The organism is Mucilaginibacter sp. UYCu711, assembly GCF_050433825.1.
Taxonomy (GTDB): Bacteria; Bacteroidota; Bacteroidia; order Sphingobacteriales; family Sphingobacteriaceae; genus Mucilaginibacter.
In genome coordinates this window covers 103,799-117,189 of sequence record NZ_JBNPWM010000007.1, presented here as the reverse complement: position 1 = coordinate 117,189, position 13,391 = coordinate 103,799, and the positions used below count along the sequence as shown (strand labels likewise).

Here is a 13,391-nt window from a genome sequence, read left to right as displayed (position 1 = left end):
CCTTATTTTCCTCCTGTTAGGTAAGTTAACTTAGTAATGGTTCGGTTATAGTCCCGGAGCGTCTCCAGATATTGCAGCCTGATAGTATTGGCCTGCGTGGTGTTTTGAATAAATTCTACATAGCCGATCTCTCCTTTGCTGTAAGCGAACTGAGCGATTCGTGTTTGTTCGCTGGCCTGATCAAGCCCGGAACTTTCATAGTAGGCGACCGCTTTACTGAATTTCAGGTATTCCTGCAATTGCTGATTATACTGTTTCTTTAATTGGATACCGGCCTGGTTAAAATCAGCCTGCGCGATCTGCCGGTTAAACTTGGCTGCCTGAATACGGGACTTTTGTGCCCCGAAAAACAACGGGACACCGACCCCTACCTGAAAACCTGCAATACGGGTACCAGGAAAATAATCACGTTGAATACCTGCCGGATTAAAAGACTTGATCAGTAATTGGTTACTGTAGCCTAAGGTCAGATCAGGCAGCAGTTTCTTATTTTCCACATTAACCTGCGCATCCGATAAAGCAATCCTTTCCTTATAAAAACCATTTTGCGGGTTTTGCATTGTAGCTGCGGTATCTAATGGTATGACAAAGGGCAATTTATTAAGCCTGCTATCTGCGATACTTAAAGGGCTTGTCGTATTTAATAAGGCCTGTAGTTCTTGTCGGTAAATTTCTACATCTGCTTCGGCCTGCTGTTTTTTTACCTCGATCTCTTTAAAAGAATTTATAGCTGATAACTCTTCCAGATAGGAAGTTTCCCCGGTCTTGTAGCGCAGGGTCGCCCTGTCTACAAACTCTTTATACAGACTATCTTGGCTGTTTAACCGCTTTACTTTTTCCTGCCCGTAAACCAAATCGCTATATGCGATTTTGACATCCCTGATCAAATCATTTTGCGTTATCCTTTTTGCCCGTTCGCTAACCACTGTTTGCTGTTTCAATACATTTTTTTGTGCGGTATATACGGATGGGAAACTGAAGTTTTGTGATATGCCGATACTGTTATCAATATTACCGCCTGATGTGGGGTCCTGCGTGAGCGTCAGGTTTGTTTTAGCCGGGTCAAAGCCTGTACCTTGTAAGGCCTTGCTTTGCTCAATTTCCAGACCTGACCTGATGGCCTGTGGATTGTTCTTTAAGGCTACCGCGATACATTCGTCTAAAGTCAGCGGTTTTGTTGCCTGCGCTTTAGCTGTGTTCTGGCTGAATAAGCCTGCGCTTATCATTAATAAAATTATAGTGATTTTATTTAACGCAAGTTTACGTTTATTAGCGGTGTCGTCGTCTTTAGCAGAAAAAAGTATATACAATACCGGCAGTACCAAAAGTGTTAACAGCGCTGCAGATAACAAACCCCCGATGACTACAGTCGCCAGCGGCCTTTGTACTTCCGACCCCGCATGAGTAGAGAGCGCCATCGGTAGAAAACCCAATGAAGCTACCGAAGCGGTCATGATAACAGGCCTTAACCGGACTTCCGTTCCTTTTTTCACCCTTTCATAAATATTAGTAATGCCCTCGCTTTTAAGCTGGTTAAAATACCCGATCAGCACGATGCCATTTAAAACAGCCACCCCGAATAAGGCGATAAAACCGACACCCGCTGATATGCTGAAAGGCATGTCCCGTAGCCATAAGGCGAAAATACCGCCGATGGCAGATAAAGGTACAGCTGAGAAGATCAGTAAGGTTTGTTTGAAGGAGCGAAAGGTAAAATATAAAAGAATCAGGATAAGCAATAATGCTATAGGCACTGCGACAGAAAGGCGTTTTTTTGCTTCCTGTAGGTTTTGGAACTGCCCTCCGTAAGTGGTATAATAACCGGGAAGCAATTTTAGCTTTTGTGATAAAATTTGCTGAATTTCAGTTACTGTACTTTCTACATCGCGGTCTTTAACATTAAACCCCACATAAATACGGCGTTTGCCGTCTTCCCGGCTGATTTGGCCGGGTGCTTCTTTAAGTTCCACCTTAGCAACCTGGCTCAAGGGGACCCGGCTACCCGATGGAAGCTCTATATACAGGCTTTCAATGTTGCTGATATTTTCACGCGATTGCTGCTTTAAACGGATCACCATATCAAAACGTTTATCGCCCTCGTACACCACACCGGCAACCCGTCCGGCGAATGCGGTACTTAAAACCATATTGATATCCTCTATATTTAAACCGTATTGCGCAATCTTTTGCCGGTCATAAGCGACCACGATTTGAGGAAGGCCCGTTACTTTTTCCACGTTAATGGCGGTTACGCCTTTGACGTTTTTGATCAGGTCTGCAACTTTGTCAGCCTGCACAGCTAAAACGTTCAGGTCTTCACCAAATATTTTGATGGCCACGTCCTGGCGGATACCGGTCATCAGTTCATTGAAGCGCATTTGCATCGGCTGGGTAATTTCTACCTGGATGCCGGGAATATTTTTAAGCGCGGTTTCCATCTTCTCCATGATCTCCTTCCGGCTTGTCGCGCTCGTCCATTGTTCTTTTGGTTTCATGGCCAACATCATATCCGCTTTTTCTAAAGGCATGGGGTCTGTAGGTATTTCAGCACTCCCGATCCGTGTTACGACCTGCTTAATTTCCGGAAATTGGCTTTTTAATAACTTTTCGGCTTTGCCAAAGGTTTCAATGACCTGGGTAAGCGATGTCCCCTGCATCATACTGATTTCTACGGTCAAATCGCCTTCTTCGAGGGTTGGAATAAATTCACCGCCTAAACCGGAGAAAACCCAAAGTGAAAAAGCAAGCAACACGATGGAGATTACTACCGTAAGTACCTTTGCTTTGAGCACCAACCGGAGAACGGGCGTATAAAGTTTTTGGAGAAACGATATGATACGGTCAGAGATATTCCGTTTGTGTACCGTTTTTTTGCTTAGTACCAACGCGCTGATCATAGGCACATAGGTAAAAGACAATAGGAACGCCCCCAATATGGCAAATGCTACCGTTTCGGCCATTGGCTTGAACATTTTACCTTCAATGCCAGCAAGCGCAAGAATTGGCAGATAAACGATCAAAATAATAATTTCACCAAAAGCGGCGCTATCCCTGATCTTCGATGAAGCCTGATAAACTTCTTCGTCCATCTGCTGTTTACTAAGTTCTTCGGTATTGTGAAAGAGTCCGCTCCCCGAAATACGGTGCACAATGGCTTCCACTATAATGACCGCGCCGTCAACGATCAACCCAAAATCGATTGCGCCCAGGCTCATTAAATTACCCGAAACACCAAATAAACGCATCAGAGTAATAGCAAACAGCATAGCCAACGGGATGACCGAAGCGACCACTAATCCCGCCCGCCAATTACCCAGCAACAGCACCAAAACAAAGATGACGATCAAGCCCCCTTCAATCAGGTTGGTTTCTACCGTACCAATCGCCCTGCCAACCAGTTCCGTCCGGTTAATAAATGGCTCAATAACTACGCCTTCCGGCAATGACTTTTGTATTTGCGCCATCCGGGTTTTAACATTTTTAATAACCTGACTGAAGTTTTCACCTTTCAGCATCAGGACAACTCCGGCAACAACTTCACCCGTTCCGTTCCTGATCACGGCACCATAACGGGTCGCCCCTCCAAATTGCACCGAAGCAACGTCACGAATTAATACCGGCGCATTTCCGTTGTTTTTAACAACGATCTGCTCGATGTCGGATAACGAAGTTACCTGGCCGAGGCCACGAATAAAATAGGCATTGCTTTTTTGTTCGATATAAGAGCCTCCGGTATTCTGGTTGTTCTTTTTTAAGGAAGTGTAAATATCCGCTATGGTAATATTTAAGCTGTTCAGCTTTTCATCATTAACGGCAATCTCGTATTGTTTGATATAACCTCCCCATCCGCTCACTTCTGCAATACCGGGTGTTCCCGTAAGCTGTCTTTTAACGATCCAGTCCTGTATCGTGCGCAAATCTGTTGGCGTATATTTGTTTTCATAACCGGGTTTGGTATGGATTACATACTGGTAAATTTCCCCTAATCCGGTGGTGATCGGTGCCAGTTCGGGGGTGCCTGAACCTTCCGGGATATGCGATTCGGCTTCTTTCAATTGTTCACTGATTTGCTGCCTTGCCCAATAAATATCCGCATCGTCCTCAAATACTATGGTTATCACCGATAACCCGGAACGGGAAATAGACCTTTTTTCAATGATCTTAGGGATATTGGCGAGGGACAGCTCTATTGGGGAAGTAATAAATTGCTCCACTTCCTGCGCACCCAAATTAGGGGCTTGGGTAATGATCTGTACCTGGTTATTGGTAATGTCAGGCTGAGCATCAATGGGTAGTTGAGTTACAGAGTAAATACCTACGCCAATCAGCAATAGCATTAATGCACCGATAACCAGTTTGTTCCCAATGGAGAACGCTATGATTCTATCAAACATGAAATTTTAGTTAATTACAAATAAGACAGGATGGCCTTAGCCTTCTTGTTCAAAAAAAATACGAGGAATGTAATTAACCTATTTTGGGCGGTTGCCAGATAGTAAGCGTGATTTCTTTTGTAGCGGGCTGCTCGTAGGGGATGTAACTTTTTATTGGATTATCCTTTATTAGGGAGGAAGTAAAGAGGAATGGTTTGCTGATAATGAAGCCGACACAAGAGCCGCATGTAAAAAAAGGGGAACAGCCGGTACACTCCTTTTTATGGGATTGCTTTTCGGAATTGACTTTTTGCAAATTCATCGCCTGGCAGTCCTTATCCGCACAACACGGCTTCAAAGAAAGAAGCACCACGTAAATGGATAATATCAGGCAAAGAATTTTCACGCTGCAAAAGTAAAAAATTAAAACCATAGTTTTTAGCGGTGACAGATATTGCTTTGACTCAGCTGCTTGGGGCATAACCTGCGTTTTTGAACTGAATAATTTAAATTATTCATTAATCTATAAAACGGGACTGTAATTCGGGTCTTATGTAGAAACTGGATGGAATTTTCTGATTAGAGATCTTATTGATGAGTTCCCTGTGTACATCCGCTGACCAAGTAAGTTCCTGTTTGGGGTCGACCTTTATCAAACCATATTTTCCGCCAATTCCAACTTCTCCTTTATGGAACAGGTACTTCACGCTTTCCGGTAACTTTTGAATTTCAAAAACATGATAGGGCATCATGCCGCCATCCAGTTTATCTCCTTCTTTGATTAGAAATACTACTTTGAACGTGTCATTACCGATAAGGTAATGTTCATTAAAAACTTCCTGCATCATATCATTTATATAAAAAAAATGTCGGTATTAAACGTGGGAAAGTTCACGCGATGTATAGATCAACGGTGCGCCCAGTTCTGCTTCTAGTTTAGCCAGTGTTTTAAGGGTCAGGTTATGGTTCCCTTTCAGCCACTTATTGATCTCGGAAGGCTTTTTATTCATTTTTACTGCCAGGTCTTTTTGTGTGTAACCCTTTTCCTGGAGCAGTTCATTGATCCTGACTACGATATCGGTATACTGCCGTACAAAAATGCGCACCTCTTCTGGCGTTTCATCCTGTATCCTTTGTGCAACTTTACTTCTCATTAGCTTGCAATTTATAATAGTATTTCTACGTCTTTAGCTGCGGACAGCATCCGCCTGTTATCTCCATCTATGATGATTTCACCATCCCTTAACGCTTCTTCTATGCGTTTTGCAAACCGGCAGGCTTCTATCCATTTAAAATGGATGTCCTTGCTTTCCTGGTTTGTCCATGCAGATTTTATGCCGCCATTGAACAGTACCACGATATCATTACGGTTGTTGACCCTCAAAGCGTAAAGACGGAGCGGAAAGTTGGGATAAGCAAATAGTAATTGCTGTATTTTTACCTTGCCGGTATTCGGCAAACCCGTAACCTCATTCTCCGGACGGTTGAACAAAGCGTCAATCGCCCCGTGGTCATCACCTACGCTATCCAGCACAAAACTCAACAGCTGCTGTGTAGCCAGTTTCAATTCCAGGATAGCATCATACTTATTAAAGAACTTGTCAGTTTCATTGTCCGCTGCATCTTCCCAGCGTATCGTATAAAACGTACACTTTTTTCCTTCATCATCCCAAACTTCTAATGCAAAGATATTCACTTATAAGTTAATTTACAATTTTATTTTTTAAGATCCTTAAAGCAATCTTTTAGGATAACTTTGATTTGATCAGTCTGATCAATCCGGCAATTTTCCGGTCAAGCCAGTATTCCTGTTTTTGGTATTGTTTGTAACCAAATATGATGATAATTAACAAAAAAAGCCATTCTATGATTCCCATCTTGAATAACGACTGCAAAGATTAAACTGTTATAAACTGCTCGTCTACGCTGTAAATAAAAAATATTTCCCTCTTATCATCCGTTTGAAGCAGATTAACCTGCTCGAAAACAAACCCGTTGCCAATTTGATCATGGTACTCACTTGTCATTAGCGAAACGCATTCCCTATAAAATACCAGTTCATTCCTATATTGACCTTTGATTGCCATTGCAAGGGCCGGAAAAAGTATAACTGGATCAATCTGAGCAATATCGAATACTTCTTCCCAGCGATGCTTATGGATTTCATAGGTCAGGTGTTTGAAATCCGCATACGATTGTTGCTTGTCATAATCATATTTTTGCGGATTATCATAAATGGCCAGCTGTTTGTCCCATATCATTTCCCAGGCGCGGTACAGGTCGATGATAAAATTATCCGGGTCGATCACAATTTTTTCGGCTACAAAAATGTTCCAGATTGCAGCCGGTAGTTCAATATAGATCAAACTATGATCGATGTCGAAATAGCTTTTATAGGTCGCCATTAGATCGTTGAAATGAGATACCTGGTAAACATTACCTCCAAACTGTACAAGCATTTGGCCGTCCTTTGACCTGATATCAAAAGTATTTGGCTGTACCATCGCATACTGACCAAAAGCTTCGGCATATAAATTGAGTGGTAATTTGTTGGTTCCCGACATTTTAATGGACTTTGTATTACAAAATTGCAAAAAAAAGGATAAGCTACCAACCAATATAGTTCTGATCAATATAACCAATATTCTCCAATTTAGCTAAACACTACCCGGCACGCTTAACACACCTTTTTGATAATGTTATGGCTAATGCCTCGGAATACCAAATAGCATCCTGCTTTTTTTCTCATGGCATCCCCTTCGGGCGGGCTTTCCGCTATATCTTCTATCGAAGGATACGCTTCCAATCCCTGATGCTTCCCCCCACACCACCTCCCTTTTTAACACCATTTATTTTCTTTTGAGCCGTCACATATCTCAAAGCTTGAGTTCCTTTCTCCATGTCTTTTGAAACACTGATTGCCTATGGCTCCAATGGCATTTTTTAATTAAATCAATAATTTTTTCAGTCGAAACGGGTAAAAAGCGCAGCTAAAATCAATCCCGGAGCTGTCGTTGGGTTTGCAAGAGACGGCCTACCATGCCAAAGCGTTTGACCAGTTAGAGGGGCAGATCGGTACATTGAAGGTATTTATCAGCCGATTGGCGACAAAAGAAACGTACTGGGTTTTTTCAGGCAATGATTTCGATCTGAAGATATCTGCTAAGGAAAACCCTGGAATGTTGGTATTAGCCAACGACCCCAACACCCAAAACATCAACTCGGCCTGTTATTCCATCATTATCAACCGCCTGACCAAACTGATCAACACCAAAGGCAATCTGCCTTCCGCGCTGATCGTGGATGAGGTGCCGACCTTATTTGTCCACCGGGTAGAAAATTTAATAGCTACGGCAAGGTCTAACAAGGTGGCAGTATTGATGGGATTGCAGGAATTGCCGCAATTTAACCAACAGTACGGGAAAGATACCGCTGCAACCATCACGGCGGTTGTCGGCACCGTGATATCCGGCTCTGTCAGGAATAAGGATACGTTGGAATGGCTGGAACGGCTATTTGGTAAATCCAAACAGATGGGTGAAAGCTTATCCATCGACCGCAATAAAACATCTACATCGCTGAACGAAAAGCTGGAAGCACTCATTCCCGCAGGTAAAATAGCTTCGCTTAATTCGGGCGAAATGGTTGGTGTGATCGCCGCTGATGCACAGGAGAAATTTACGGGACAGTTTGAAACATCCGCAGTTAACTGCCGGATCAATCTGGATATGGAAGCCATCAGGCGCGAAGAAAAGGGTTATAAACCTTTACCCGCCTTTTATGATTTCGGCGGGAAACTGGACGAAAAACTCCGCCAGAACTTTGACCATATCAGCCAGGAGATACAAGAAATGGTGTTGGCCTTCAGGCCAGCTTCGCCAAACATACCCGTTAAAGCAACAATGAAGAAATGAGCGAAAACAACAACCAGGTGCAACTACCGGATTTTGTTCTGGTGCATCCGCAATTGAAAGATGACCCTGTGGCCAAGCAGGGGCAAATCGGTTTGATAACTGCAGCTATCCTTAATAGCGATGAATTTTATGTTGGCTTTGATGACAAGGAGGTTGGCTTATATGCTGCCGATGCCTTATTGCTGTTCAAGCCCTCCGATCAGATCTATCAAAACCTGAAGCAGGATGTCATGAAACTGGCCCCGTCGACATTCAAGGACCTGAAAAACATCGCCCTCTTATTGGATTACGGCACGACAAAGCAACAACGGACGGCGATGGAGATCGCGCAAAGGAACCCGGATGTGATCGCATCGGCGATGGTATCACTGGAGGAAACCCTCGGCCTCGACCAGAGCTATAAACGGGGAAGGTAAATAATTTTAAAGGATCATCATGAAAGACGAAGATACTATAGGCTTAACGGTCATGATTAGCCCGGTACTGTGGATATCTGACTATGCCGGTAAAATCGGCATCATCGAATTTACAGACCTTCCAAACGACAACATTTGGGTAAGATTCGAGGATGAGGAAGTAGACTCTTTTAGTTCCAAAACCTTATTTGTGCTTAAAAATGCGGAGGAAATTAATGAATTGGCTGATACTCATCAGGCTGTTTTTGGGGACCACGTCATTAAAAATCTGCGATCCCTTGCCTTGCTTCGAGCATCGGGATCGTATAGCGACCTGAAAAGCGCCTTTACCTTTTTGCAGGACGACCCCGAACTCCATCGGCTGGCTACCATTCGGTTGAATGAGGTTATCGATCCCGATCACAAGCGAAAAATAGGAAGATAAAATCTTAAAAATTAAATATTATGGAAAATCAAACTTTAGCCGGAACGCTTGTTTTGGTGCAGCCGGATCTTGAAAATGATACCGGTCAAAAAAAAGGGCAGATCGGTGTCCTGACTTATGCCCGCTCAGAAACTGAAAACTATGTACGGTTTCCCGAAGGAGGCGAAGCCTTTTATCCTGCGCGGCAGGTCATGATGCTTAAAGATAAGCAACAGGTCTTTGATGACCTGACCAACAACGGCTCGGCTATGCCCCTTGATGATTTTAAGGCCATGTATAAAATTATGCTGTTACAGGACAGGGGTACATCACAGGCCTTATATTCAGCTTTGGCCATTGCCAATGACCATCCTGGTGTACAGGAACGGGTATTGGATGCTATCAGTCAAACGCCTAAACAGGAATTAGCCAAATCCTATGGCCGATGAAAATACTGATCAGCTTTTGCCTGGTCTGCCTCCCCCTTAAACACCTGGTAATAAATTCTGATTTCGGTTACCGCATTCATCCCATTACGGGCAAATATGCCATGCATGCCGGTGTTGACTTTAAAGCTCGCCATGATACCGTATTTGCCATCCTTGATGGCGAAGTAAGATCTGTCGGCTATGATCGTAAGCTCGGTATTAACATTCGCCTGTATCATGGCGGTGAACTGGAATCAGTTTATGGTCACCTCAGCGCGCTATTGGTTAGGCCTCAAGACCATGTGGCAGCCGGTGAAGCTATCGCCATCTCCGGTTCATCTGGAAGAGTTACCGGCGAGCATTTGCACTTCAGCATTTGCTACAAACACAAATACATCAATCCAATTAAATTTTTATATGAACTGCTAAAAAAACAAGAAAATGAACGACAAAAATTTCAAAGCACTTCCCATTCAGCTTGCGAATAAGCTGATAGCGGAGATCAAAGAGGGAAATTCCCTGTTTCAAAAACCGGTTAAAGAAAATGGTATGCCCGCCTTCGTTAAACCGATCAATCCCACCACCGGAAAAGGATATAGCGCCATGAATGCCCTGGTCCTCGGTATGCAGCGTCACGATGACCCGCGCTGGATGTCAGCTGATGCTGCCCGGTATGCCGGTAACTGGGTAAAGGAAGGAGAAAAAGGTACGTTGATCGAGTTTCCAAAAACAAGTGATATTCAAGCGATCCGTACGGCGGAAGGTAAGGTGATCAAAGATGATGCTGGCGTCACCCAGACCAAAACAGTTGAGTTTGAAAAGCCGCAGCAGGCCAAATCCTTTTTGTTCAATGCGGAACAAATGAAGGATATCGTTCCCTTGCAGGAGTATTTGGCGAAACAGGAAGAGGGCCAAACGCTTTCTCCGCTGGAGCGGGCAGCAAAACTGATCGAAGATAGCAAGGCGGTGATCATTCATGGCGGCCAGGAGGCCTATTATGACAAAAAACGGGATGCTATTTTTCTGCCGGAACCCGAACAATTTGAGAATGAAACCAAATACCTGCAGGCTGCCATACACCAACTGGCACACTGGTCGGGACACGAAAGCCGCCTGAACCGTCCGATGGAAGGCAAATTTGCTTCTTTGGATTATTCCCGTGAAGAAATGCGGTCGGCCATTGCAGGTATCCTGATCGGCGGCGAATTAAAGATCGGCCATAACTTCGGCCAGCAGGCTGCCTATATGAGCAATTTCGCCAAGCTCTTAAAAGATGAACCGTTTGAGATCGCTAAAGCATCCAGGGATGCGCAAAAAATTGCCAACCTGTTGTTAGGTGTATCTCAGAAGCGGGAACAAAAGCAGGCCCCGGAAGCGGTAACCTTCAAGAAAGGTGACGAGATCGCCTATTTGGATACCACGTACAAGGTTTTGGAGACCCGTAAAGACAAAAGTATTAAGGTAGAGGATGGCGATGGAAGCCGAAAGGTTTTGAAACCGGATTTTGGCCTCTATAAATCTCTGTTGGAGGCAAAAGCCAATCCCCGAGAACCGGACCTGGTACTTGAAGAAGGACAGGAACAGGGGCAGGCCGAGGAGCAGGGACAAAGCCATAAAATAGGACGATAGATGAACCTCGTTAATTTTCATGAAGATGATCTCCCGATCAAGGATCTGGAAACCATCGGGCTGGCCGCTGGCGGTCAACTCCTGTTTAATGTCGATGACCTGAAAGCTTTGCTTTCAGGTCGCCGGACTTCATTACTCGAATTGCGGGATCTGGAAACCGATAACATCAAGATCAAATCCATCAACGCGAAGATCTCTCTGAAGCCCAATGAATACGGCAAACTGGATCTGCTTATTCACCCGATATACCGCAAAGCGCCAACCCCAGATTTCTTGAATGAAACAGAGGCCACGCAGCTACGAAAAGGCGAAGTAGCCAGTTTGTTAAAGATAACACTTGATGATCACGGCACCAAAAAAGAGATGCTGGTCGAATATGATCCGGAAACAAAGGAATATATTGTTTCGGACACCGAAAAGATCTTAGTCCCGGATATGGTGAATAATGAATTCCTGACGCCTGCACAAAAAGAAAATTACCGTAAAGGAAAAGAGGTGCAGCTAACCGATGGTACAAAACTCAATTACTCCGGCACCGATCACCATGGCATCCGCTCGAATAAACTGGCGCTCGTGGCCTCTATTTTGATCGATGGCGGGCTATCCTATATGGTGTATAAAGGACTGAACGCCATGTTTAATAAAAAGCATGAGCCTAAAACTGCTGAAAAGCTAAGCCCCGGTTATTACCAGGCGCTCAAGGATATTGAGAACCAGTATGGATTTAAGCCGCATCAGTTTGAACAATCTCAAACTCGCAAAGGCAGGTAACACTGATGGATATTTTAACAAAGCTTGGCATTTCCTCGGAGATCCAAGCCTTTTTCAATCCCCCTGCCGCTCTTTCCTTTAACTATGGCGACCAGCAGGAACATTACGGCGAAGGTTTTCACACGGTTCCTTCCACACAAAACCTTTGGGTGGCTGGAAGTCAGCAGGCAAGCCATGTTATCATTACTTATTCGGCAATGGAGGCGATGGCCTTTATCACACTAAACAGGCACAGGTATCCCAGGCTGGAACAACTGGCTTTTATTGCTATTGGCAACAGGTTCTATATAGAGCAGGCGGACTGGATCAGGCAGAATTTTCAAGGAAGGAGGTTTAGCCTGGTATTCGGTAAAGACCTCATTGGGCATATCACCGATATTAAATTAACGGCCGGTATAAAAAATATCGCTATTAGAATATTTCATTCTGGAAATGAGGTGATGATCTACCGGGATAACTTGTTGCATGTTTTTCACAATGAACAGATCTCGCTCCACGCTTTTCAGGAAGCCTTTAGCATTCGCCCACGGTTTCGAACAGGTAAACCGGTTCATTCATTAACTTTTTTAGATCAATTAACACATGACGCAGAACGATGAAATTCTATTAAGACCGGCAATGCTGTACGCATTACTGAAAGCCTTGCCGCTAATTATACTGGCCATCACCTTTCTTTTGCTGGCCTGGTGGCTGTCCCCGTATTTTATTTTATTCAGCCTGGTGGTGTGCGCTTTCGCCTGGTACAGGTTATTATACATCCGTAGTTTTCAATACCTGATCACCCATGAATATATCAGGATGACGAGCGGTATCTTCTTTAAGCGTATCGATCAGCTGGAAATGTTCAGGGTGAAGGATTACATTATCACCCAATCTTTTATGCTACAGATATTCAAACTGATGTACCTGACCTTAAAAAGCACCGACCCTGAAAATTCGGTTATACAATTGCAGGGAATCCCTGAATCTGCTATTACGGATACTATTCGGGATAGGGTGTTAGAAGCACGAAAAAACAATAATATTTACGAATTAAATTAAGTAAGTACTTGGAAATTACTAATTTAATTAGTGATTTTAATTAACAAATTAAGTCATGAAAGCCATTATAAGAAACATATTGCTTGCCTGTTTGATTTCGACATTTGCCTTTTTTGGAGCTGTTGGAAGGAAATATTCCAGGGATAAAATGACGGCAGCCGAAAAGGTTGAAATCAGGAAGGAAACACTTACCTGTTTGTCTGTAGCATTCTTAGCTTGTGGATTGTGTGCCTGGCGCTGTTCCGTGCTCAATCGGAGAATAAACGCCAACCGGGAATACCAGCGCTGGTTTAATGAGTATATGCGTAATTCTGCGTTTCATCGCCAATATTAAATTTAAGATATTTAGTATATATATTATTGAAAGTTCCGAGGCTGCAAACCTTGGGACTTTCTTATTATAAATAAACCCATAA

General features: G+C 43.7%; 16 protein-coding genes. 10 read left to right on the top strand and 6 right to left on the bottom strand.

From position 1 onward, the window contains the following. Window positions 1–2 precede the first annotated feature (2 nt). The 6 genes from ABIB50_RS15985 to ABIB50_RS15960 all read right to left on the bottom strand — a co-directional run bounded on the left by ABIB50_RS15985 (window position 3) and on the right by ABIB50_RS15960 (window position 6,937). A complete protein-coding gene (locus ABIB50_RS15985) occupies window positions 3–4,394 on the bottom strand; it encodes a CusA/CzcA family heavy metal efflux RND transporter (RefSeq protein WP_429381187.1) in 4,392 nt (1,463 codons plus the stop codon). Window positions 4,395–4,467: 73 nt separating this feature from the next. Beyond that, window positions 4,468–4,806, bottom strand: a complete 339-nt coding sequence (locus ABIB50_RS15980) for a DUF6660 family protein (protein WP_429381544.1) — start codon at window positions 4,804–4,806, stop codon at window positions 4,468–4,470. Between the two features lie 85 nt (window positions 4,807–4,891). Next, window positions 4,892–5,221, bottom strand: coding sequence for a hypothetical protein (locus tag ABIB50_RS15975; protein ID WP_429381185.1), 330 nt, complete (start codon window positions 5,219–5,221; stop codon window positions 4,892–4,894). A 27-nt stretch (window positions 5,222–5,248) separates the two neighbouring features. Then, the gene (locus ABIB50_RS15970; RefSeq protein WP_348080991.1) at window positions 5,249–5,527 is read right to left on the bottom strand and encodes a helix-turn-helix domain-containing protein; all 279 of its coding nucleotides are present in this window, start codon (window positions 5,525–5,527) and stop codon (window positions 5,249–5,251) included. An 11-nt stretch (window positions 5,528–5,538) separates the two neighbouring features. Further along, a complete protein-coding gene (locus tag ABIB50_RS15965; protein ID WP_429381183.1) occupies window positions 5,539–6,069 on the bottom strand; it encodes a hypothetical protein in 531 nt (176 codons plus the stop codon). Between the two features lie 202 nt (window positions 6,070–6,271). Then, on the bottom strand, window positions 6,272–6,937 hold the full coding sequence (locus ABIB50_RS15960) for a hypothetical protein (RefSeq protein WP_348082739.1): 666 nt from the start codon (window positions 6,935–6,937) through the stop codon (window positions 6,272–6,274). Window positions 6,938–7,387: 450 nt separating this feature from the next. Here ABIB50_RS15960 and ABIB50_RS15955 point away from each other — a divergent pair, with 450 nt between their 5' ends. From ABIB50_RS15955 to ABIB50_RS15910, 10 genes are read left to right on the top strand one after another with little or no spacing between them, the layout of a single operon-like run. Further along, a complete protein-coding gene (locus tag ABIB50_RS15955; protein ID WP_429381181.1) occupies window positions 7,388–8,287 on the top strand; it encodes a type IV secretory system conjugative DNA transfer family protein in 900 nt (299 codons plus the stop codon). Continuing rightward, window positions 8,284–8,703, top strand: coding sequence for a hypothetical protein (locus ABIB50_RS15950; protein WP_348082794.1), 420 nt, complete (start codon window positions 8,284–8,286; stop codon window positions 8,701–8,703). The genes ABIB50_RS15955 and ABIB50_RS15950 overlap by 4 nt, the downstream gene beginning before the upstream one ends. A 19-nt stretch (window positions 8,704–8,722) precedes the next feature. After that, window positions 8,723–9,127, top strand: a complete 405-nt coding sequence (locus ABIB50_RS15945) for a hypothetical protein (RefSeq protein WP_348082795.1) — start codon at window positions 8,723–8,725, stop codon at window positions 9,125–9,127. 20 nt (window positions 9,128–9,147) lie between these two features. After that, a complete protein-coding gene (locus ABIB50_RS15940; protein ID WP_348082796.1) occupies window positions 9,148–9,555 on the top strand; it encodes a hypothetical protein in 408 nt (135 codons plus the stop codon). Beyond that, window positions 9,552–10,022, top strand: coding sequence for a M23 family metallopeptidase (locus tag ABIB50_RS15935; RefSeq protein WP_348082797.1), 471 nt, complete (start codon window positions 9,552–9,554; stop codon window positions 10,020–10,022). Before ABIB50_RS15940 ends, ABIB50_RS15935 begins: the two co-directional genes overlap by 4 nt. Continuing rightward, a complete protein-coding gene (locus ABIB50_RS15930) occupies window positions 9,976–11,163 on the top strand; it encodes a zincin-like metallopeptidase domain-containing protein (RefSeq protein WP_429381178.1) in 1,188 nt (395 codons plus the stop codon). Before ABIB50_RS15935 ends, ABIB50_RS15930 begins: the two co-directional genes overlap by 47 nt. Beyond that, the gene (locus ABIB50_RS15925; RefSeq protein WP_429381176.1) at window positions 11,164–11,934 is read left to right on the top strand and encodes a DUF4099 domain-containing protein; all 771 of its coding nucleotides are present in this window, start codon (window positions 11,164–11,166) and stop codon (window positions 11,932–11,934) included. Window positions 11,935–11,939: 5 nt separating this feature from the next. Then, entirely contained in the window at window positions 11,940–12,533 is a 594-nt protein-coding gene (locus tag ABIB50_RS15920; protein ID WP_348082216.1) for a hypothetical protein, read from the top strand. Further along, complete coding sequence (locus ABIB50_RS15915; protein WP_348082215.1) at window positions 12,517–12,975, top strand: PH domain-containing protein; 459 nt, start codon at window positions 12,517–12,519, stop codon at window positions 12,973–12,975. The genes ABIB50_RS15920 and ABIB50_RS15915 overlap by 17 nt, the downstream gene beginning before the upstream one ends. A 55-nt stretch (window positions 12,976–13,030) precedes the next feature. Beyond that, window positions 13,031–13,309 carry a hypothetical protein gene (locus ABIB50_RS15910; protein ID WP_348082214.1) on the top strand — a complete coding sequence of 93 codons (279 nt, stop codon included), beginning with the start codon at window positions 13,031–13,033 and terminating at the stop codon, window positions 13,307–13,309. Window positions 13,310–13,391 lie beyond the last annotated feature (82 nt).

What these genes read in the sequence shown, in the direction of transcription:
- ABIB50_RS15985 (WP_429381187.1), bottom strand. Translation starts at nt 4,394, where the DNA reads ATGTTTGATAGAATCATAGCGTTCTCCATTGGGAACAAACTGGTTATC.
- ABIB50_RS15980 (WP_429381544.1), bottom strand. Translation starts at nt 4,806, where the DNA reads ATGGTTTTAATTTTTTACTTTTGCAGCGTGAAAATTCTTTGCCTGATA.
- ABIB50_RS15975 (WP_429381185.1), bottom strand. Translation starts at nt 5,221, where the DNA reads ATGATGCAGGAAGTTTTTAATGAACATTACCTTATCGGTAATGACACG.
- ABIB50_RS15970 (WP_348080991.1), bottom strand. Translation starts at nt 5,527, where the DNA reads ATGAGAAGTAAAGTTGCACAAAGGATACAGGATGAAACGCCAGAAGAG.
- ABIB50_RS15960 (WP_348082739.1), bottom strand. Translation starts at nt 6,937, where the DNA reads ATGTCGGGAACCAACAAATTACCACTCAATTTATATGCCGAAGCTTTT.
- ABIB50_RS15950 (WP_348082794.1), top strand. Translation starts at nt 8,284, where the DNA reads ATGAGCGAAAACAACAACCAGGTGCAACTACCGGATTTTGTTCTGGTG.
- ABIB50_RS15945 (WP_348082795.1), top strand. Translation starts at nt 8,723, where the DNA reads ATGAAAGACGAAGATACTATAGGCTTAACGGTCATGATTAGCCCGGTA.
- ABIB50_RS15940 (WP_348082796.1), top strand. Translation starts at nt 9,148, where the DNA reads ATGGAAAATCAAACTTTAGCCGGAACGCTTGTTTTGGTGCAGCCGGAT.
- ABIB50_RS15935 (WP_348082797.1), top strand. Translation starts at nt 9,552, where the DNA reads ATGAAAATACTGATCAGCTTTTGCCTGGTCTGCCTCCCCCTTAAACAC.
- ABIB50_RS15930 (WP_429381178.1), top strand. Translation starts at nt 9,976, where the DNA reads ATGAACGACAAAAATTTCAAAGCACTTCCCATTCAGCTTGCGAATAAG.
- ABIB50_RS15925 (WP_429381176.1), top strand. Translation starts at nt 11,164, where the DNA reads ATGAACCTCGTTAATTTTCATGAAGATGATCTCCCGATCAAGGATCTG.
- ABIB50_RS15920 (WP_348082216.1), top strand. Translation starts at nt 11,940, where the DNA reads ATGGATATTTTAACAAAGCTTGGCATTTCCTCGGAGATCCAAGCCTTT.
- ABIB50_RS15915 (WP_348082215.1), top strand. Translation starts at nt 12,517, where the DNA reads ATGACGCAGAACGATGAAATTCTATTAAGACCGGCAATGCTGTACGCA.
- ABIB50_RS15910 (WP_348082214.1), top strand. Translation starts at nt 13,031, where the DNA reads ATGAAAGCCATTATAAGAAACATATTGCTTGCCTGTTTGATTTCGACA.